This window comes from Hymenobacter cellulosivorans, assembly GCF_022919135.1.
GTDB lineage: Bacteria > Bacteroidota > Bacteroidia > Cytophagales > Hymenobacteraceae > Hymenobacter > Hymenobacter cellulosivorans.
The window spans coordinates 3,887,500-3,904,919 of record NZ_CP095049.1; the positions used below are offsets into that span (position 1 = coordinate 3,887,500).

The window sequence follows — 17,420 nt, forward strand, 5'->3', positions numbered from 1 at the left end:
CAGCCCCGTTTGTCGCCTTTTTCCCTTGTCCCGCATGCCCCTTGCCTTCCCTCAGCTGCTGCCTTTGCCCGTGGAAGGAAGCCGGTACGTGGTGCGGTGGCAGTCCGGGCCGGGCCCGGAAGTGGCGACTCCCCCGGTGCTGCCCTTGGCTTTTGAGCCCCACCTGTACCTGCGGCCCGAGCACCAGGCGCTGCAACGCTTTGCCGGCGAGCAGCTCACTTTTTACCTCGAAGATCAGGCCCGGCAGCTCACCGTGGCCCAGCTGCACGTAGCCGCCGACGCGGCCCAAGGCTGGGGCTACAGCCCGTGGCAGGCCCCGTTTGGGGCGGTGCAGTTGGTCCCGGAGCTGCCAGCGGCGGTACTGCGGGCCTTTCTGGAACAGGTGCACGCTGAGCTGGCCACCCGGGGCTGGACCGCGTGCGTTTGCGCAGTCACCCGTTTGTCTACGACCCGGCCGGTAGCGCCTTGCTGACCCACACCCTGCAGCAGCTGGGCTACCGGGTGGCCCTGGCTGAAATAAACCACCACCTGCCCCTGAACGAGGATTTTCGGGCGCGGCTGCATCCTTCGGAGCAGCGCCGTCTGCGCAAGTGCAAGCAGCAGGGCTTTGTCTTTGAGCAGGAAACCCCGCTGTATCTGCCCCTGGCCTACGAATTCCTGAGCCGCTGCCGCCAGGAAAAGGGCCAGGCGCTGTCGTTGAGTCTGGAGCGGCTGCAGGAGCTGTTCCGGCTCTTTCCCCAGGACCACTTCCTGTTTTCGGTGCGCACCCCCGGCGGCGACTGGGCGGCCCTGACCATTGCCATCCGGGTCAACAGCCGGGTGCTCTACAACTTTTACCCAGCCAGCCCCTTGGCCTACAACACCTTTAGCCCGGTGGTGCTGCTCAACGAGGGCTTGCACGCCTTCGGGCGCGCCAACGGGCAGCAGCTCCTGGATTTGGGCACCTCCACGCTACCTGAGGGCCTGAACAGCTCGTTGCTGCAGTTCAAGCGCCACCTCGGCGGCGTGCCCAGCCTTAAACTCACCTTTGAGCGGTAGCGGCGCGCCCCGCCAGGGTTCTCCGGTTGGTATCGGCAGTGCTGAAGAAGGACCGAAAAGGGCTCTTCACAGGTGAAGGACGCCTGCCACGGACTTGGTAGGCTCTCTACACCGGCGTAGGGCCGTGCTCTGGCCCCGGGGCGGCCCGTGCCCGAACATCCGCTACTTTTGCCGACCATGGAAGCCCCCGACTCGCCCCAACCTGCCGCCGTTGCTGGCACTGCTCCCCCCGTGGCGAGTGGGGCCCGGCGTTTTCTGCGCGGGGCGCTGGGCTCAGGCCTGGCCGTGGGGGCGCGCACGGCCGGGGCCCTGCTGCTCAACAAGCTGCTGGCCGTGTACGGCGGGCCGGGCGGCCTCACGCTGCTGGCTCACTTCCAGAACCTGATGGCCCTGTTTACGACCCTGCCCAATGAGGGCACGCACGTGGGCCTCGTCAAGTATCTGGCCCCGCTGCGGGCCGGCTCGGGGCGGTACCGGGCCTGGCTGGGAGCGGGGCTGCTGCTCAACGGCCTGGCTTTGCTGCTGGGCACGGTAGTACTGGTGGCTGGCAGGCAGGCGCTGGTGAGCATTTTCGCGCCTTCCCTAACCTGGGTGGCGCTGTTTGCCGCCGGCATCGGGCTGCTCACGGCCAACACGTTCTGGGTAGCCGTGCTGCTGGCCGCCGGCCGGCTGCGGGCTTACGTCTGGCTGACGGTGGTGCTGAGCGCGGTGGGCGTGGGCGGGGTAGGAGCGGCCCTGTATGCGGGATTGCCGGTGGAAAACGTGCTGTTGGCCTACCTGCTGGCCCAGGGCGCTACCCTGCTGCCCACGCTGGGCCTGTGTGCCCGCTACGGGCTGCTGCCGCCGCTGCGGGGGCGCCTCAGCCGCGGGGCCGCGCGGGATTTGGGGCGGTTTCTGCTCATGGCCGTCAGCGTGCTGGTGTTTAGCAAGGCCGTGGACTTCGTGATGCGCGACGTGCTGATTCGGTATTTCAGTCTGTACCAAACCGGGCTTTGGCAGGCTGTAGCCAAGCTTTCTGACAACTATACCATGGTGTTTTCGGCCGTGATGGGCAGCGTGTTTTACCCCCGCCTCTCGGCCCTGATTGGGCAGCCGGGCCCGCTACGACGCTACGTGCGTACCGTGCTGCTGGTGCTGGCCCCCGGGGCAGCCCTGGGGCTGGGGCTGCTCTATCTGGTGCGCGACTGGCTGCTGCCTCTGCTTTTCGACGCCCAGTTTGGCGCCGCCCGCGACCTGCTGGCCCCGCAGTTTATCGGCGACTGGGCCAAGTTTCTGACCTGGACGCTGCTGTTTCTGCTCATGGCCCAGGCCCGGGTGGGGCGCTACGTGGCGGTGCAGGCGGGCTCGGCCGTATTGTATGCCGGGCTGTTGGCCGTGCTACTGCCCCGCTACGGTTTGCTGGGTGCTCCCCTGGCCCACGCTGCCCGGTTTGGCATCCTGCTGCTGGGCTGCCTGATGTATTTCCGGCCGTACTGGCGCTGATTGACTATGAAAGCAGTTGCAGTGAACCATGCAGAACCCCAAGGCCCGCCCCCAGGAGCAGAAACCCTGCCGCTGGTGACCATCGTGGCCTTGTGCTACAACCACGCCCCGTTTCTGGCCGCCGCCCTGGATTCCATTCTGGCCCAGACCTACCCCCACCTGGAAGTGCTGCTCGTGGACGATGCCAGTACCGATGGCAGCGCCACCATTCTGCGCGACTACGCCGCCCGCAACCCCGCCTGGGAGCTGCACCTGCTGCCCGAAAACCAGGGCAACTGCCGGGCTTTCAACCAGGCCTTTCGTAGGTCCCGCGGCGAGTTTGTCGTGGACTTTGCCACCGACGACGTATTGCTGCCCGAGCGCATAGCCCAGCAAGTAGCCTGCTTCCAGCGCCTGGAGCCCGATTATGGCGTAGTCTTTACCGATGCCGAGCTCATCGACGAGGCTTCCCGCTTCGTGCGCCGCCACTACCGGCGCGACGCGGCCGGCCTGCACCCGCGCCCGGCCTCAGGCTGGGTGTTTGCCGATGTACTTAGCCGCTACTTCATCAGCACGCCCACCATGCTCATGCGCCGGGCTACCCTGGAACAGCTCGGCGGCTACGACGAAACCCTGGCCTACGAGGACTTCGACTTCTGGGTGCGGGCCGCCCGGCACTGGCGCTTTTACTTTCTGGACCAGGTCACGACCCAGAAGCGGCTGCACCCGAGCTCTATGTCGCGGCGGGGCTACCGACCCAACGACCCGTTTCTGGCTTCCACCATCCGGGTTTGTGAAAAAGCCCTGGCCTTGTGCCGCACCCCCGAAGAGCGGTCCGCCTTGGCCGTGCGCCTGCGCTGGGAGCTGCGCCAGGCCGTGCGTTGGGGCAATTTCCGCGAGGGCCAAGACCTGTATCAACTACTCCAACAAACCCGGGCCGTGCGCCCCCTGGACTGGCTACTGAGTTGCTACGCCGCCCTGCGCCGGCGCTAGTCGGCGGGCGGCAACTCTACCCGGTAGAGCCGTACCTGCTGGTCCTGGGTCAACAGGCGGCGGCGCGGAAAGCGGGCCAGCACCTCGGCCTCGGAGGAGCGAATCAGCTTGCGGGTCAGCTCGGGGTTGGTCAGCGTGCGGCTGTTGACCAGCAGCCAGGCCTGTTCTCCGGGGCCCACCTGTACCGAGTCGGCGGCGGTGTAGCGCCGGAACCGCAGCCCGGCCGGCACCTGGAAGCCATAGTAGAAGTCGTAGTTACCCACCAGAAAGTTATCCACGAACACCACGCCTCGGGCCGGGGCCGCCAGTTGCTGGCTGATAACGCGCTGCTGGGCAAAGTGGGCCGATACGCGGGGCTTACCCATAAAATACACCGGCCGGATGCTTAGAGCCAACGCCAACGTGCCCAGGGCCAGCCTGGCGAAACGCCCCGTACCCGGCCGCCAGCTTGACTCGGTGGCCCGCGCTGCCCACCAGGTAGCCCCGGCAAAATACAGCGCCAGCAGGCCGTAGATAACCGAAACGCTGTTGTGCAGCCAGGCGGCGGCCGCCAGCAGGAGCAGGGTCAGCCAGTAGCCGCCCCGGCCCGAGTCCAAGAAGGAGCGCAGCCCGAAGCCGGCGGCCAGACATAGGGGCGGCAGCAGGGGCGTGCTCATGCGCGGCAGCAGCGTAATGGGGTTGTATTGGCTCAGTGATGTGCTGCCCAGCCAGTAAAAGGCCAGCGTGGTAAACGTGAGCAGGAGCCAGAAACGCGCATCCGGGCTTAGCCACAGGCGGCGTTGCAGCCCGGCCGCTCCGGCCAATACCAACGCCCCGGCCAGCCCGGTGCCAACGAAAAAAACCAGGGGCAGATAGGTCAGGCGGGCCAGCAGCGCTCCACGGTTGCCACCCAGGAAGTTGCCTTCCTTCAGGTACTCATTGGTGTGCTCAATCAGGTGAATCCGGTACAGCGCGTCGTTGGTGTAGGCTTGATAAAAGGCCAGATATGCCCCCAGCATTACCACGCCCACGCCGGCCGCGGCCAGCCAGAACCGCGCGTGGCGCCGTCGGAAAACGTCCACGGCCAGCAGGGCCAGGTAGCAAGGCAGGTAGTACACAATGGTTTCCTTGCTGAGCAGGGCCGCGAAGTTGAGCAAGGCAAAACCCGCGCCCCAGCGCCATGGCCGCCGCGCGGCCTGCCGGCCTTTGAGCAAGGCAACGCCGCAGCACAGGCACCAGAACATCAGAATATTGTCCGGGTAGAGATAGTTCGTCAGGTTCAGCGTGAAGTAGTGCAGGCCCAGCAGCAGCATGGCCCCGGCTGCCACCACCGGCTCGTGGCGGCGGTAGGTGGCCCAGATGACCAGGGAGCAGCCCAGTGTAGCCAGCAGCGGCCAGAGCGTGGTGGTGATGATGCCGATGCCGAACACGCGGTAGAGCAAAGCTACTGGCCCGAAAATCAGCCACCGTTCCTTGAGCGGGTCGTGGAGCAAGCCCAGTGGGTCGGGCTCTACCCGAAACGTGCCGCTGGCCAGTTGGTGGGCGTAGCGGGCGTAGAAATAATCGTCCAGGTCGTAGAGCCCTTCGTGCGTCAGCAGAAAGTAAGCCACGGTCAGCAGCAGCACGAAAGCCAGCGTCAGGTCGGGCAGGCGGGAGGAATATAGGGGCTTCACAACTGCAAAGCAACCGATTTGGCGCTAATTGCCCGCCGCCAGGCCAGTTGTGCTACGCTATGCACCCCCGTCAGCGCTGGGAAACCCGGCGGGTTTCTCATCTTTACCGCGGCGCGGCCTTCATTCCCGCTTCCGCGCCGCCCGCCTGCCCCGATGCTCCACTCCCGATTCCTGCGCGTTGTCGTGCTGCCGGCCCTGCTGCTGGTGCTGGCCGGCCTGGGCCTAGGCTGTTACTACGAAACCAACGACGACGTGAGCATCACGCTGCTGCTGCAGGGCAGCACGGCCGCCGCGCCCGTCACCGACCTGCACCTGTACTTTCACGGGCTGGCCCCAGTGCTGGCGGGTTTGTACCAGCACTGGCCCGGGCTGCCTTGGTATGGGCTGCTGCTCTACGCGCTGCTGTACCTAGCCACGGTGCTCAGCTTTGCCGTGCTCGATAAGCTGCTGCGGGGCCGGCTCGCCGGAACCCGGATTTTTCTTGTATTACTCTGCTTTTTTGGGTTGGCCTGGCTGGAGCACGGGCTCTGGTTCAATTACGTGCGGGTGCCGGTACTGCTGGCGGGCACGGCGCTGCTGTTAGCGGCCCAGCGGCCCACTCGCCGCCGCGTGCTAGCCGTGGCCGTGTTGGCCCTGGCCCTGGCCTGGCTGATTCGGCCCAGCGCGGCCCTGCTGGGCCTGGTGGCCGCCGGGCCGGGGGCCTTATGGTTGGCCGGCCGCCGCGGGGCTTCCCTGGCGGGCGCGGGCCTGGCGCTGCTGTTGCTAGCCTCGGCCAGCCTGCTGCTCACGCGCACCCCGGCCGAGGCTAGCTACCGCACCCTGGATGTCCTCAAGTCCAACGTCAACGACTACGAGCTTTACCGTACCACGCCTGCCACCTCCGCCGATACGCTGGGCCTGCAAGCCCTGGCGCACTGGGCCCTCGGCGACTCCACTCTGGTCAACGCCGGACTGTTTGGGCGCGCCACTCGGTTTGAGGCGGGTCACTTTCTGAGCCAGGTGGCGCCGGGTAAGTTGCAGGTTTGGGGCAGCTTGCTCGGGCGGGATTATTTTGCGTTGCTCATACTGCTGGCGGTGGGGTGGCTGCTGGTGGCCCGTAGCCGTCGTTACCCGCAGCGCCAAAGCTTCTGGCTCGTGCAGCTCTTTTTCGGGGGCCTGCTGCTCGGGCTGGGGGTAGTCCTCAAGTTGCCGCCCCGGCTGGGAATGCCCGTGTTCAGCCTCTGGACGCTGACCACGCTCATATACTTTCTGCGCGACACCCGCCGGCCCTTGCCCCGGCTGGCCCCGGCTTTTTTCGCCGTGCTGACCCTGCTGCTGATTGCCTACGCCTTCAAAACCGCGCACCGGCGCCAGGTGTTGCGCCAGGAGCGGGAGCAAGGCCTGACTGTGCTGCTGCCCGCCCAGGCGGCCACCCAGCGGGGCGCGGTACTCGTAACAGCCGGGTTGGAAGCTGCTTATAAGTCCCAGTCCCCGTTTCGGGTGCTGCGGTTTGCGCCCCACTCCGTGCTCAGCCTCACCGGCTGGCCCACCCTCGACCCATCCCAGCCCGCCTTGCGGGCCCGGCTCACCGGCCGCCGGGCGCTGGTTCCGGCTTTGGTACAGCTGGCGCAGCGGCCCACCACGCACTGGTGGCTGGCCCCCGAAACGGTGCCATGGCTGTCGGCTTATCTGGCCGCGCAGGGTTGGCGAATGAGTGTCCGGCCCCGGTCGGCCGGAACGGCTCCAGCTACGGGCCTGCCTCAGCCGTATGCCGTGGATGTGGAAAAGATGAAATAAGGGTAAAATGCCAAAATTTTGTAGGCGTCGGACAGGGGTGGTTTTACGTATCTGTGCAAGGTGAATGCCTACATTTGACCCAAATTCCTCCTTTTTCTCTTCCTATGATTGCAACTGTGGCCTCCCGCGGGGAGGTGCTTCAGCATCTCGAATCCTTTCTAAAAGAAAATCTGGACGGCTTTCTTAGAAAGGTCGAGGACAGCTGGCAACCCGCCGACTTTCTGCCCGACTCCCGCTCGGAAACCTTCTTCGACGAAGTGCGCGAACTGCGCGAACGAGCTAAAGGATTGAGCTACGACCTGTTAGCGGTGCTGATTGGCGACACTATCACGGAAGAGGCTCTGCCCAACTACGAGGCTTGGTTTCACCAGCTCGACGACCTGAACCGCGACCCCAACAACGGCTGGGCGCAGTGGATTCGGGGCTGGACGGCCGAGGAAAACCGCCACGGTGATTTGCTCAACCGCTACCTCTACCTGTCGGGCCGCGTGAATATGCGCGAGTTCGAAACCAGCACCCAGTACCTGATTGCCGACGGCTTCGATCTGGGCACGGCCCACGACCCGTACCGGGCTTTCATTTACACCAGCTACCAGGAAGCGGCTACTAACCTTTCGCACCGCCGCGTGGGCACCCTGGCCCGCAAGGCCGGCGACGCGCAACTGTCCAAAATCTGCGGCATGATTGCCGGCGACGAAACCCGCCACGCCCGCGTCTACCAGACGTTTGTCGACAAGATCTTCGAAGTGGACCCTTCGGAAATGATGCTGGCCTTCGAGGACATGATGCGCAAGAAAATCGTGATGCCGGCCCACTACATGCGCGAGCTGGGCGTGGAAATGGGCAAAACCTTCGGCCACTTCACCGATGCGGCCCAGCGCCTGGGTGTGTACACCAGCCAAGACTACACCGACATTCTGGAAGGTCTGATTACTACCTGGAAGCTGGAGCACATTACGGGCCTGAATGGCGCCGCCGAGAAAGCCCGCGACTACATCATGGCCCTGCCCAACCGCCTGCGCCGCGTCGCCGACCGCATGCCGGTGCCCAAGCTCGAATACAAGTTCAAGTGGATTGAGTAGGTAGGTGTAGAACCCTGCTACGCTAAAAAGCAAAGAGGCCAGGTGGAGTAATCCACTTGGCCTCTTTGCTTTTTCGGCACTATCTACACCCTCTCGCAGATAGTGCCAATAGCGCTTGTTAATAAATGTAGCACAGACCTGAGCCCATTAGATTTTGCCAGGCAACACAAGTATGTTTACCGCATGGCTGAGCTTCCTGAGCTCATTTCGTGTGCCTGTTAAATCAGCTTGGTTTCGATTTTCTCCTACTACACCTATTGTTCACTTCTACCACTGCCTTATGCATTCTTTTCTCTACCGTCCAGCTAGCTGGCTAGGTTTAGCATTCTACCTTGTGGGCAGCGTGGCGCACGCCCAGACCCTGACCGTAAATAGTGGCGCGCTGAGCCCGGTGCGCAACGCCCGCGCTGCCAGTGCTACGGCGCCGCTCGTTATTCCTTTTTCGCAGAGCATTGACCCTGCCACGGCCAACAGTATCAAGATTTTTAGCAACCAATACCGCGGGCAGCGGACGGCTACCGCCGTTACGACAGGCAATACCGTTACCCTGACTCCCACGGCGCCGGCGGCCGCCACGGCCGCCTTCAGGCCCGGTGAGACCGTGCATGTTAGCGTGCCCGCCTCTGTCCAAAGCAGCACCGGCAGCAGCGCGGTGCCGTATGTGTACGGCTTCACTGTGGCCAGCCGCGGTGGCAGCGGCACTTACCTGGTCGATTCGCAAATTAGCACTGGCCCTGCCTATGAGTCTCCCAGTGGGGCTGTCACGGGTGACATTGATAGTGATGGCGACTTGGACCTGCTTATTGCTCACCGTGGTGGTAACTTGGTAAATGTTCAGCTTAATGATGGTAAAGCCAAGTTCAGCGCCGGGGTCCCCGTAACAAATATCGGAGGGGGAGGAGATCTGGTCCTAGGTGACATCGATGGGGATCATGACCTGGACCTACTAGTGCTCAGCTTCTATGGCACTACGGCCCGCATATGGCTCAACAACGGCAGCGGAACATTCACTGCCACCGCCCCTGACGTGGAAATTGGTACTTATCCCAAAGATCCGGTTCTGGCTGATATCGATGGCGACGCGGATCTGGACCTACTGGTTGCCAACTATCCTAGTGGAGTTGTTAGCATACGCCTCAACAATGGGCGTGGAAGTTTTTCCAATGGCGGAAGCTTAGCAGTAGTTCAGTACCAAAGGGACATGATAATAGAGGATGTTGACAACGATGGTGACCTAGACATGGTTGTGAGCAGTCAAGGAAATGGCAGTCCCAATACTACCTCGTACCCGATAAGTGTGCGCCTCAACGACGGCAATGGTCGCTTTAGTGGTACGACAGAGCTGGACGTCCCAACCCGCTTTAACAAAATGGCTATGGGCGACATCGATGCTGACGGAGACCTGGATTTGCTGATGTGTGGTGCATTTACGGTGCTAAGCATTCCTAATACTGGTAATGGTAGTTTTGGCTCCGCTACTGTAGTCAACAATCTGGGCGGTTCTATTGACTTGGTGCCGAGTGATGTCGATGGAGATGGGGACCTGGATTTGCTAGTCAGTGGTGGTGGTGGTGTTAGACAAGAAGTTAGGCCGCTGCTGAACAATGGCGTGGGTAGCTTCTCCGCTGGTGCCACCGTAAGTGCCCCCATCTCCGGTGCCCCTAACTTTCTGCTGAGCGGAGACCTGGACGGAGACGACGATTTGGATATTCTGGCGGTTAGATCGAATATCAATACGGTGACCACGGTAACCAGTGTTCTGCTGAATCAGAATAGCGTAGCAACCAGTACTATAAACGCTGATTCTGAGCAGCTCAACGTTTTTCCTAACCCAGTTGAAACAACCGTCGGCGTGCAAGTAGGATGGCCTGTTGGTGCCGATGTAAAACAGGTGCAGGCCAGTATCCTCAACGCCTTGGGCCAAGTGCAAGTTAGAACCCTACTGCCGGTGCAAAGTGGTAAGGCAAGTGGAATACTGTCGACTCAGGGCTTGGCCGCCGGCGTATATATAGTGCGTCTGCAAGCCGGTACGGAGATAGTTACAAAGCAGCTTGTGGTGTTATAAGTGTTGCCTTCCGGCTAGAAATGGCGGGCTGCTCCTGAGCAGCCCGCCATTTCTGTTTATCCGGTTCTACACCGTGGTTTGTTCCGGATTTTGCTGGGCCATTTCCCAACCCACCAGGGCCACCTTGCGCGTAGCACCCCAGCGGTACTGGCCCAGCTCTCCGCCCTGGCGAATCACGCGGTGGCAGGGTATCAGGTAGCCCACGGGGTTGGCGCCGATGGCCGTGCCTACAGCCCGTACGGCTAGTCCGCAGCCAGCCTGGGTGGCCAGCCCGGCGTAAGTCGTGAGCCGGCCTTCGGGAATCCGCAGCAGAGACTCCCACACTTTGAGCTGGAAATCGGTGCCCTTCAAGTGCAGGTGCAGCCGGTCGGTGGGGCCAAACTCGCGGGCAAAGAAGCGGGCCACCTGGGCATGCTCCGGCGCGGCCTGTTCCAGCAGCGTGGCTTGGGGCCATTCCTGGCGCAGCTCGGCCAGGGCCAGTTCGGCGTCATCGGCAAAGTGCAGACGGCAGATGCCCTTGGCGGTAGACGCCACCAGGTAGGGTCCAAACCGGCTTTCCCCGAAGCTGTAACGGATGGTTAGGGCCGCGCCGCCCTGCCGGTACTCGCCCGGCGTCATGGCTTCCAGGGTTACGAACAGGTCGTGGAGGCGGCCGGGGCCCGAGAGGCCGGTTTCGTAGGTAGCTTCGGCCACGGAAAGCTGCTGCTGAAGCAGGCGTTTGGCGTGCTCTACACTAATGTACTGCAGAAACTTCTTGGGGCTTACTCCCGCCCACTCCTGGAACTTGCGCTGAAAATGAAATGGACTCCAGTGGGCCTGCCCGGCAATTTGCTCCAGTGTGGGCTGGGCGCGAAAATTGTCCCGGATGTAGCCGATGGCGGCGGCAATGCGTTGGTAGTCAGTCATGGCAGAAGCAGATTAGTTTTCAAAGCTACACGCCGGCCTGCCCGGCCGAAACCCGATTCTTGCGCACTTGCCCCCGAAAAAACAAAAAGCCGTTGCCCGAATGAGCAACGGCTTTGCCAAGTAGTATCAGCCACTTATTGCACGGCCGGAGCTTCGTTTACCACGCTGGTTTGCCGGAACGTCAGGCTTTTTTCGGGCAACACGTAGCGGATGGTGCGGGTGCCGCCGCTGGGGCAGCAGTTAGGGTCGGTTTCCTGGTAAATCGGGAAGGAGCGCACTACTTCCTTGCCCTGGAGCCGAAATTTGTCCTGGCCCTGGTAGCCGCGGGCGGCCGGGCCCGTCAGCTTGGGCATGCTCATTCGTTCCCAGTCTTTGCCGCCAAACCAGTAGCCGCGCACTTCGCCGTAGGAGCCGCTGCCGGCGCCTTCCACGAACACCAGCAGCTCGGAGCCGGGTCCCGCGGTCAGCTTGACCAGCTGGGCATCTTTCACTTCGCCCAAAATCGAGTCCTGGGCCGTAGTGAGCTCCTGCCCGTCCTGCTCGGCCCGCACCAGGAGCCGGCGCTGGCCTAGCTGTCCGGTCGAGCTGACCACAAACGTATAGGGCGCGGCCGTCAGGGTTTTGTTGAAGCCAGGCGGTGGGGCCGGAGCAGCTTCGGGCGCGGCGGAAGTAGTAGGGTTGGGCTGACCGGTGGTAGTTTCACGGGCACTGTCGCAGCCGGCGGCCGTGGCCAGCAGGGAAGCCGCCAGAAGGAGGCGGGAAGAGGTACGCATACAACGGGTAAAAAAGGGTATAGCCGCCTATACGGCAAGCGTAGCCGTGAAGATAGACGGGCAGGCCGCTTATTCCACCACTTTTACGCCTTTCCAGAACGCCACCCGGTTTTTGATCTGCTGGGCCGCGTCCTTGGGCTCGGGGTAGTACCAGGCCGCATCCTTGTTCAGTTCCCCATTCACGCGCAGGGAATAGTAGCTGGCCCGGCCTTTCCAGGGGCAGGAGGTTTGGGCAATGCTGTCCTCGAAAAACTCGCGCTTGATGGCGTCGGCAGGGAAATAATGGTTATTTTCGACTACCACCGTGTCGTTGCTTTCCGCAATTACGGTATCGTTCCAAATGGCTTTCATGGTGGGATAGTGGCGCGAAGCTCCAGCTTCGCGTATCGGTGAACGACGGTATTGCCCTGGCTTCAGGCAACAATACGCGAAGCTGGAGCTTCGCGCTACGGATGAACATTGCCGCCCGCCGCTTTGTTATCAGACTTCAACTCCCAGAATTATGTCCGCAGGTTTTCGTTTCCGGGATTTCGTGCCCGAAGAGTCGTCCGAGAAAGGCTTCGAGACACTGTTTAAGCTATTCATGCAACTGGTTACCATCACGTCGGGCGACGTGGCCGAGGCCTTGTCGTGGCTTAATGAGCTCGACAAGCAGTACGGCCTGACCGACAACGACTACGGGATGGGCAATTTCATCGAAGACCTGAAGAAAAAAGGCTATATCGATGAGAACGAGCAGGAGCGGGGCGCCTTCAAGATTACATCCAAAACCGAGCAGGGCATCCGCAAGAGCGCCCTGGAGGAAATCTTCGGCAAGCTCAAGAAGGGTAACACCGGCAACCACCGCACGCCCCAGACCGGGCAGGGCGACGAGCTGAGCACCGACGTCCGCGACTTCCGCTTCGGCGACTCGCTGGAGCAGATTTCGATGACCGAGAGCATTCGCAACGCCCAGCTTAATCACGGCTTGTCGGATGACTTCATGCTGGCCGAAGGCGACCTGGAAGTGCGCGAAACCGAGCACAAGACCCAGACCAGTACCGTGTTGATGATTGACATCTCGCACTCGATGATCCTCTACGGTGAGGACCGCATCACGCCCGCCAAGAAGGTGGCCATGGCCCTGGCCGAGCTGGTAAAGCAGAAGTACCCCAAAGACTTCCTCGACGTCATCGTGTTCGGCAACGACGCCTGGCCCATTACCATCAAGGATTTGCCCTACCTGGAAGTCGGGCCCTACCACACCAATACGGTGGCCGGCCTGGAGCTGGCCTTGGATCTGCTGCGCAAGCGCAAGACGGCCAACAAGCAGATTTTCATGATAACCGACGGCAAGCCGACCTGCCTGAAGGAAGGCAACGGCTACTACAAAAACAGCTTCGGCCTAGACCGCAAAGTGGTTAATAAGACGCTGAACCTAGCCGCCGCCGCCCGCCGCCTCAAAGTGCCCATCACTACTTTCATGATTGCCTCCGACCCGTATCTGCAGCAGTTTGTGGAGGAGTTTACCCAGGTCAATCAGGGCAAAGCCTACTACAGTAGCCTCAAAGGCCTGGGTCACCTGGTGTTCGAGGACTACAAGCGCAACCGCCGCAAGACGCTGTAAACAGCGGGTATAGCCACACAACAAAAGGCCGTTCTGCTCAGCAGAACGGCCTTTTGTTGTGTGGCTACTTCGGGGCGTGCAGAAGCTACTGCTAGTTGGTGCTACTGTGCCCCCAGCGTCCGGGTGCCGGCGTAGTAGTAGAGCTCGGCCCGGGTTTTTTCGTAGCTGGCCCGCAGACTTTCCTGCTTGATGCGCAGCTCAATCAGCTTGGATTCGCGGGCGTTGATGAGGAAAATAGTGCTTTCGCCCAACTCAAACTTTTGCAGCTCGGCTTGCAGCAACGTGCGTTGGTTGGCAATGGTCTGCTCCTGCAACGCCAACTGTCGCTCGTAAGCCAGCAGCGTGTTGTAGACGGCCTGTACCTGGTTGACGATGGTACGGCGGCTCTGCTGCTGCTCCAGGGTGGCGTCCTGCACCTTCAGACGGGTTTGCTGAAGCTTACCGCGCTCTTGGCGCAAAAACAGCGGGAAGGCGAAATCCACGCCCAGCTTGTAGTTGTTCCGGCCAAAGTCGTAGTAGGCGGGCATCTCAGGGCGGTAAAAGTCGCCGCGGCTGAGCAGCATGCCACTCACGCTAAGCTTGGGCTTGAGCATTTCCCGGCGGTAGCGCTCCTCTACGCCCAGCTGCCGGATTTTGGCGTCGAGCTTGATAAGCGTAGGGTGCGACACAGCCGCCTGGCTTTGCAGCTGGCCAAACTGGGCCGTATCCACCCGCACCAGCGTCGGGCGCTGGGGTACGGCGTAGGCAGGCAGCTCCACGGGCTGGGCGTCCTTGTTCCAGAGGTGGTTAGACAGCAGCAAGCGGGCGTTGAGCAACTCCACGCTGAGCTGCTCGGCCTGTAGCTGCCGGTCCTGCACCGTGATGCGCGCCTCCACCGAGTCGATAGGAGCCTGGTCGCCGAGCAGGGCGCGGCGGCTGGTAGCCTGAAAGCGGGTATCGGCCAGGGCTACGCCCTCACGCACGAGGTTGGCCTGCTGGGTGGCGTAGTACCAGTTCCAGTAGTCCTTGACGGCCTGCAACCATACCTCGTTGATCTGCTTGACCTGGTCGGCTTCGGCGGCCGTCACCATGATGCGGGCCTGGCGCAACGTGCTGCGGCGGGCATCAATCAGCAAGCCGGCCCCCAGCGGTACCGACAGGCCCACGCCGGCCAGCCCGTCGAGCGGGGTGCGGTACTCGGGGTTGACGTAGGTGCCCACCATCCGGTCGTAGCCGGCCTTCAAATCGATACCACCGGGTAAGATGGGTACTTTCAGCTCGTTGGCCCACTTGTTATAATAGTCGGTGCCGCCGAACAGCTTCCGGTCGAAACCCGAACCCAGTTTAGGGTCGAAGCCGCCGCGGGCGGCCAGCACCTGGGCCTGGGCGTCGGCACTGAGCAGGGCGGCCTGCTTTACCATGGGGTGGTTGGCAAACACCAGATCAGCCAGATCCTGCAGGGAAAACACCCGGGCCGTATCAACAGCCGGGCGGTCGGCGGCCAGCTGCCGGGTCTGGAGCGGAGCCGGGTCGAGGCCCGGGGCCCGGCGGGGCAGGGTGGGCGTTTGGGCGTGGGCCACCGGCGCAGTGCTCAATAAGAGCAAGCCCAGCAGCAGCCAGGCCCGCGCCCGGCGGCCGATGGCAAGAAAAGATACCGTCGTCATGCGCCTACTTCTTGTCAGCTTTCGCCTTGATGGGAGTCTCGTCGGGGGCGGTCTGCAGCGTGGGCGGGAAGCCGTTGAGCTGCCGCCAGATTTCGTACCACACCGGCACCGAGTCCAGAATTACCCAGCCGTACACACCTGAGCCCAGGCGCAGCTGGGCCGGCCAGCTCGGGTCTTGCTCGTTGTGGCGGTCGGGGCGCACCAGCAGGCGGTACTTGCCGTCGGTAGTGCTCACCACGTCAATCACCGTGACGGTACCCCCGAAGGTGCCGACGGCGGCCGAGGGCCAGCCCGAAAACTGGATGGCGGGCCACCCGTCGAACTGCAGACGCACTGGCCGGCCCCGCTGAATCAGGGGCACGTCCATGGCCCGCACGTACATTTCCACGGCCAGCACGGGCGCGTCGGGCTGCAGCGTGGCAATGGATTCGCCTTCCTTAATGGTTTCGCCGATACCGGCCTTGAGCGTACGCACAACGTAGCCGGCCTGCGGGGCCCGCACCACGTACAGGCCACGGCGCACTTCCACGTTGCTGATCTTGTTGCGCAGGGCTGCTACCTCGCCCTCCGAGGATGACCGGCTCGACACGGCCGAGCTGCGGTCCGACAGCGTTTTGGCCAAATCCTGCCCGTATTTGGCGCGCAGGTTGCTGAGCTCGATGCTGGCGTTGGCCAAGGACTGCTTGGAGTTCAGCAGCTTGTTGCGCTGGGCCGTGACTTTGGCCAGATCTTCCTGTAGCTTGAGCCGGCGGGTTTCAATGTCGGTCAGGGAGAACAGGCCGTTTTTGTAGCCTTCCTCGTAGCGGGCCAGCCGGGACTGGGCCACCTGGAAGGCGTTGTTGACGGCCACTAGGTCGGCGCTGTCGATGCGCACGGTGTTGCGGGCCTGGGTCACGCGGTTTCGGGCCGCGTCGAGCTGCACGTTCAGCGTAAGGCGCAGGGCCTCAATTTGCTGGTCGGTGGCCTGAATCTTGGCCGCGTTGGCGGCTACGTTGCCCTGCTTGGCAGTCAGCTGCTCGCGCAGGCGCTCGGGCAGGTTGGGGTCGAAGTACTCGTCCTTGATTTCGGAAATGGTCAGCAGCGTGTCGCCCTGCTGTACGAGCTGGCCCTCTCGCACGGCCCAGCGCTCAATGCGGCCCGCAATGGCGTTCTGCACCGTTTGGGGGCGGTCCTGGGGGCTTAGAGTGGTCAGGGAGCCGGAGCCCTCGATGGTTTGGCGCCAGGGCAAAAAGAGAATAATCACGAAGATCAGGCCCACGGCCGTCAGCACCCGGCCCAGTAGGCGGGCACCCTTGGGCTCAAGCAGCTCCTGGCGCGAGCGGTCCAGATCCTCGTGCCATACCGATTCGTCGACGCCTTGGTTAGATAGATTAAGCATGGCTGGCGGCGGAATGAGGTTCTTCTACGAGGGGCAGATCAGTCACGGCAGCCAGTTTCTCCACGCCGGTCAGCATGTCGAACACGGTGGCCAGGCCGGTCATCAGCTTTTCAATTGAGCTGCTGATCTGCACGATGAGTACTTCGGCGGCCACAAACTGGCCCAGGGTCATTTGCCGCGACACTACAAACAAAGTACCCGCAATCAGCAGGCCGCCGGTGAGCAGGGTGCGCAGGGCAATGCCCCAGCCGTAGTAGCTTTTCAGGACGCTGAAATGGCTGTTGCGGGCGCGCAAATACTGGGCCGTCAGCTCGTCGGTGTGGTCCAGAACCTGCTGTTGGGCAGTGGGGTTATTGCGGTAGCTGGGCAGTGTTCCGGCTACTTTTTCCAGCCATTCCACAGCCTCGTATTTATGGGCCGATTCCTCGATGCTGGTGCGCAGCGCCCGGCGGTAATTCATGAAGTAAATCAAGCCGAGCAGCACCAGAATCGTCAGGCCCAGGCCCACGAAAACGGGGTGGTAAAACGACAGTACGATGACGCCAAACAGAATCTGGATGCCGGCAAACATCAAGTCAATCAGTAGCTTGGTCAGGCCCTTCTGCACAGTCAGGATGTCGAAGAAGCGGTTGACCAGCTCCGGCGGGTTTTCGCCTTCCAGGGCCTTGGGGTCGATGCGCGGCAGGCGGTAGGCATACTCGATGGCCGCCTTGGCAAACAGGCGCTGTTCCATGGCCTCTACCAGCGTAAACTGCCCGATCAGCAGCAAACCGGCCAGCAGCACGCCCAGCACCACGACGCTAATCAGGATGTAAGTGGAGCCGAACACGGCCCCGGTCGAAACGAGGTTGAACACGGCCTGGGTACCCAGCGGTAGGGTCAGGCTAATCAGGCCGGTGGCAATGGCGTAGAAAAGAATGTAGCGGATGGAGCGGCGCTCCGGTTCGAGCATGCGGGTCAGCCGCTGCCAGGGGGTAGGTGGGGGCAGAGCCAGTTGTTTTGAGGCCATGAGAGCAAAGGGTGTTCGTCAACTAGCGCGGTGCTCCG

At 62.4% G+C, this 17,420-nt stretch carries 15 protein-coding genes; 8 read left to right on the top strand and 7 right to left on the bottom strand.

The genetic code is table 11. The features are described 5' to 3' along the window. Positions 1 to 34 precede the first annotated feature (34 nt). From MUN80_RS16355 to MUN80_RS16370, 4 genes are all read left to right on the top strand, one after another. Positions 35 to 472 carry a hypothetical protein gene (locus MUN80_RS16355; RefSeq protein WP_244714537.1) on the top strand — a complete coding sequence of 146 codons (438 nt, stop codon included), beginning with the start codon at positions 35 to 37 and terminating at the stop codon, positions 470 to 472. Continuing rightward, positions 418 to 1,038, top strand: coding sequence for a hypothetical protein (locus MUN80_RS16360; protein ID WP_244714538.1), 621 nt, complete (start codon positions 418 to 420; stop codon positions 1,036 to 1,038). The genes MUN80_RS16355 and MUN80_RS16360 overlap by 55 nt, the downstream gene beginning before the upstream one ends. A 177-nt stretch (positions 1,039 to 1,215) precedes the next feature. Then, positions 1,216 to 2,520, top strand: coding sequence for an MATE family efflux transporter (locus tag MUN80_RS16365; RefSeq protein WP_244714539.1), 1,305 nt, complete (start codon positions 1,216 to 1,218; stop codon positions 2,518 to 2,520). A 6-nt stretch (positions 2,521 to 2,526) separates the two neighbouring features. Beyond that, the gene (locus MUN80_RS16370) at positions 2,527 to 3,492 is read left to right on the top strand and encodes a glycosyltransferase family 2 protein (RefSeq protein WP_244714540.1); all 966 of its coding nucleotides are present in this window, start codon (positions 2,527 to 2,529) and stop codon (positions 3,490 to 3,492) included. Here MUN80_RS16370 and MUN80_RS16375 read toward each other — a convergent pair. Beyond that, the gene (locus tag MUN80_RS16375; RefSeq protein WP_244714541.1) at positions 3,489 to 5,144 is read right to left on the bottom strand and encodes an ArnT family glycosyltransferase; all 1,656 of its coding nucleotides are present in this window, start codon (positions 5,142 to 5,144) and stop codon (positions 3,489 to 3,491) included. The genes MUN80_RS16370 and MUN80_RS16375 overlap by 4 nt on opposite strands. Positions 5,145 to 5,297: 153 nt before the next feature. On the opposite strand from MUN80_RS16375, the gene MUN80_RS16380 reads away from it, so the two are divergent. The 3 genes from MUN80_RS16380 (at position 5,298) to MUN80_RS16390 (ending at position 10,067) form a co-directional block, all read left to right on the top strand. After that, positions 5,298 to 6,920, top strand: a complete 1,623-nt coding sequence (locus tag MUN80_RS16380) for a hypothetical protein (protein ID WP_244714542.1) — start codon at positions 5,298 to 5,300, stop codon at positions 6,918 to 6,920. 104 nt (positions 6,921 to 7,024) lie between these two features. Beyond that, the gene (locus MUN80_RS16385; protein ID WP_244714543.1) at positions 7,025 to 8,002 is read left to right on the top strand and encodes an acyl-ACP desaturase; all 978 of its coding nucleotides are present in this window, start codon (positions 7,025 to 7,027) and stop codon (positions 8,000 to 8,002) included. A 280-nt stretch (positions 8,003 to 8,282) separates the two neighbouring features. Further along, complete coding sequence (locus MUN80_RS16390) at positions 8,283 to 10,067, top strand: FG-GAP-like repeat-containing protein (protein ID WP_244714544.1); 1,785 nt, start codon at positions 8,283 to 8,285, stop codon at positions 10,065 to 10,067. Positions 10,068 to 10,133: 66 nt separating this feature from the next. On the opposite strand, the gene MUN80_RS16395 is transcribed toward MUN80_RS16390, so the two are convergent. The 3 genes from MUN80_RS16395 to MUN80_RS16405 all read right to left on the bottom strand — a co-directional run bounded on the left by MUN80_RS16395 (position 10,134) and on the right by MUN80_RS16405 (position 12,097). After that, on the bottom strand, positions 10,134 to 10,973 hold the full coding sequence (locus tag MUN80_RS16395) for a bifunctional transcriptional activator/DNA repair enzyme AdaA (protein ID WP_244714545.1): 840 nt from the start codon (positions 10,971 to 10,973) through the stop codon (positions 10,134 to 10,136). 134 nt (positions 10,974 to 11,107) lie between these two features. Next, on the bottom strand, positions 11,108 to 11,746 hold the full coding sequence (locus MUN80_RS16400; protein WP_244714546.1) for a hypothetical protein: 639 nt from the start codon (positions 11,744 to 11,746) through the stop codon (positions 11,108 to 11,110). A 69-nt stretch (positions 11,747 to 11,815) separates the two neighbouring features. Then, entirely contained in the window at positions 11,816 to 12,097 is a 282-nt protein-coding gene (locus MUN80_RS16405; protein ID WP_244714547.1) for a DUF427 domain-containing protein, read from the bottom strand. 151 nt (positions 12,098 to 12,248) lie between these two features. Here MUN80_RS16405 and MUN80_RS16410 point away from each other — a divergent pair, with 151 nt between their 5' ends. Beyond that, complete coding sequence (locus MUN80_RS16410) at positions 12,249 to 13,352, top strand: vWA domain-containing protein (RefSeq protein WP_244714548.1); 1,104 nt, start codon at positions 12,249 to 12,251, stop codon at positions 13,350 to 13,352. 101 nt (positions 13,353 to 13,453) lie between these two features. On the opposite strand, the gene MUN80_RS16415 is transcribed toward MUN80_RS16410, so the two are convergent. From MUN80_RS16415 to MUN80_RS16425, 3 genes are read right to left on the bottom strand one after another with little or no spacing between them, the layout of a single operon-like run. Beyond that, positions 13,454 to 14,995, bottom strand: a complete 1,542-nt coding sequence (locus MUN80_RS16415; protein WP_244714549.1) for a TolC family protein — start codon at positions 14,993 to 14,995, stop codon at positions 13,454 to 13,456. Positions 14,996 to 14,999: 4 nt separating this feature from the next. Continuing rightward, positions 15,000 to 16,373, bottom strand: coding sequence for an HlyD family secretion protein (locus tag MUN80_RS16420; RefSeq protein ID WP_244714550.1), 1,374 nt, complete (start codon positions 16,371 to 16,373; stop codon positions 15,000 to 15,002). Then, positions 16,366 to 17,382, bottom strand: coding sequence for an ABC transporter transmembrane domain-containing protein (locus MUN80_RS16425; protein ID WP_244714551.1), 1,017 nt, complete (start codon positions 17,380 to 17,382; stop codon positions 16,366 to 16,368). The genes MUN80_RS16420 and MUN80_RS16425 overlap by 8 nt, the downstream gene beginning before the upstream one ends. Positions 17,383 to 17,420: the final 38 nt, after the last annotated feature.

Coding starts and splice junctions, on each gene's coding strand:
- MUN80_RS16415 (WP_244714549.1), bottom strand. CDS start 14,995: ATGACGACGGTATCTTTTCTTGCCATCGGCCGCCGGGCGCGGGCCTGG.
- MUN80_RS16410 (WP_244714548.1), top strand. CDS start 12,249: ATGTCCGCAGGTTTTCGTTTCCGGGATTTCGTGCCCGAAGAGTCGTCC.
- MUN80_RS16420 (WP_244714550.1), bottom strand. CDS start 16,373: ATGCTTAATCTATCTAACCAAGGCGTCGACGAATCGGTATGGCACGAG.
- MUN80_RS16365 (WP_244714539.1), top strand. CDS start 1,216: ATGGAAGCCCCCGACTCGCCCCAACCTGCCGCCGTTGCTGGCACTGCT.
- MUN80_RS16405 (WP_244714547.1), bottom strand. CDS start 12,097: ATGAAAGCCATTTGGAACGATACCGTAATTGCGGAAAGCAACGACACG.
- MUN80_RS16355 (WP_244714537.1), top strand. CDS start 35: ATGCCCCTTGCCTTCCCTCAGCTGCTGCCTTTGCCCGTGGAAGGAAGC.
- MUN80_RS16395 (WP_244714545.1), bottom strand. CDS start 10,973: ATGACTGACTACCAACGCATTGCCGCCGCCATCGGCTACATCCGGGAC.
- MUN80_RS16370 (WP_244714540.1), top strand. CDS start 2,527: ATGAAAGCAGTTGCAGTGAACCATGCAGAACCCCAAGGCCCGCCCCCA.
- MUN80_RS16425 (WP_244714551.1), bottom strand. CDS start 17,382: ATGGCCTCAAAACAACTGGCTCTGCCCCCACCTACCCCCTGGCAGCGG.
- MUN80_RS16385 (WP_244714543.1), top strand. CDS start 7,025: ATGATTGCAACTGTGGCCTCCCGCGGGGAGGTGCTTCAGCATCTCGAA.
- MUN80_RS16390 (WP_244714544.1), top strand. CDS start 8,283: ATGCATTCTTTTCTCTACCGTCCAGCTAGCTGGCTAGGTTTAGCATTC.
- MUN80_RS16400 (WP_244714546.1), bottom strand. CDS start 11,746: ATGCGTACCTCTTCCCGCCTCCTTCTGGCGGCTTCCCTGCTGGCCACG.
- MUN80_RS16380 (WP_244714542.1), top strand. CDS start 5,298: ATGCTCCACTCCCGATTCCTGCGCGTTGTCGTGCTGCCGGCCCTGCTG.